Genomic DNA, 1,819 nt, shown 5'->3' with positions numbered 1-1,819 from the left:
GCCGACGCCGTCGTACGGCCCGCCGGCGTCGCGCTCGGCGACGATCGCCGCGGCCGGGTCGTCGCCGAGGTGGCGGACCCCGGCGAGGCCGAGGCGCAGCGCGACGCCGCCGGTGCTGTCCGGATCGGGTTCGAGCGTGGCGTGCACGAGGCTGGCGTTGATGTCCGGTTCGCGGACGCGGACGCCGTGCCGCCGGGCGTCGGCGACCAGCGACTGCGGGCTGTAGAAACCCATCGGCTGAGCGCGCAGCAGCCCGGCGCAGAACGCGGCCGGATAATAGCGCTTGACCCACGCGGACGCGTAGACCAGCAGCGCGAACGACATCGAGTGGGCTTCGGGGAAGCCGTAGCCGGAGAAGGCGTGGATCTGCTCGAAGATCCGCTCCGCCAGCTCCCGGTCGAGGCCGTTGGCCGCGCACCCGGCGAAGAACCGCGCCATCAGCGCTTTCATTTTGGCGCTGGAGCGTTTGGCGCCCATGGCGCGGCGCAGCTTGTCGGCTTCCGACGGCGTGAACGAAGCGACGTCGACCGCCATCTGCATCACCTGTTCCTGGAACAGCGGAACGCCGAGCGTGCGGTCCAAACTGGACGCCAGCAGTGGGTGCGCGTGCTGCCACTTCTCCTCGCCGCGGCGGCGCCGGATGTAGGGGTGCACGGACCCGCCCTGGATCGGGCCGGGCCGGATCAGCGCGACTTCGACGACGAGGTCGTAGAACTCCCGCGGCCGCAACCGCGGCAGCGTCGCCAGCTGGGCCCGGGATTCGACCTGGAAGACGCCGATCGCGTCGGCTTCGCAGAGCATGTCGTAAACGGCGGGATCGGCCAGGTCGAGCTTGCCCAGGTCCACTGTGGACCCGTGGTGTTCGGCGATGAGGTCGATCGTGTAGTGCAGCGCCGAAAGCATGCCGAGGCCGAGCAGGTCGAACTTGACCAGCCCGACGGCGGCGCAGTCGTCCTTGTCCCACTGCAGCACACTGCGATCGGCCATCGCCGCCCACTCGACCGGGACCACTTCGGACACCGGCTGCTTCGACAGCACCATGCCACCGGAGTGGATGCCGAGGTGGCGCGGGAAGTCCTCGATCCGCGCGGCCAGGTCGAGGACGTCGGCCGGGATCGCGTCGTCCGTCTGCTGCTTCGTGGCGGCGACCCCGCCCCAGCGATCGACGAGCTTGCTGTAGGCGTCCTGCTGCCCGGGGCTGTGCCCGAGCGCCTTGGCGGCGTCGCGGATCGCCGAGGGCGCCCGGTAGGTGATGACGTTGGCGACCTGCGCGGCGTGGAAGCGGCCGTGCTTGGCGTAGACGTACTGGATGGCTTCCTCGCGCCGGTCGGACTCGATGTCGATGTCGATGTCCGGCGGCCCGTCGCGTTCCGGGGCGAGGAACCGCTCGAACAGCAGGTTCCACTTGACCGGGTCGGCGTTGCAGATCCCGAGCGCGTAGCAGACGGCGGAGTTGGCGGCGGATCCGCGGCCCTGGCAGAGGATGTCCGCTTGCTTGCAGAACCGGACGATGTCCCAGACGACGAGGAAGTAGCCGGGAAAGCCGAGCTCGTCGATGACGGCGAGTTCGTGGTCGAGCTGGGCGTAGGCCTTCGGGTTCGCCTCGCGCGGGCCGTAGCGGTCCGCCGCGCCCGCGCGGGTCAGCTCACGCAGGTAGGACATCTCGTCGTGCCCGGGCGGCACCGGGAACGGCGGCAGGTCGGGGGCGACCAGCCGCAGGTCGAACGCCACTTCGACGCCGAGCACGGCGGCCCGCCCGACGGCGCCGGGGTAGCGGCGTTCGAACCGGCGCCGCTGCTCCATCCCCGACCGCAGGAAC

1 protein-coding gene is annotated in these 1,819 nt (G+C 70.9%); it reads right to left on the bottom strand.

All coding sequences use genetic code 11. The features are described from left to right. Window positions 1-1,819, bottom strand: a 1,819-nt coding sequence (locus tag G3I65_RS05940; RefSeq protein WP_160695208.1) for an error-prone DNA polymerase, incomplete at both ends; no start/stop codon positions are given.

Source organism: Amycolatopsis sp. SID8362, from assembly GCF_010550475.1.
GTDB lineage: Bacteria > Actinomycetota > Actinomycetes > Mycobacteriales > Pseudonocardiaceae > Amycolatopsis > Amycolatopsis eburnea.
The sequence above is the reverse complement of the archived record's forward strand: the minus strand, read 5'-3'. Positions and strand labels throughout refer to the sequence as shown.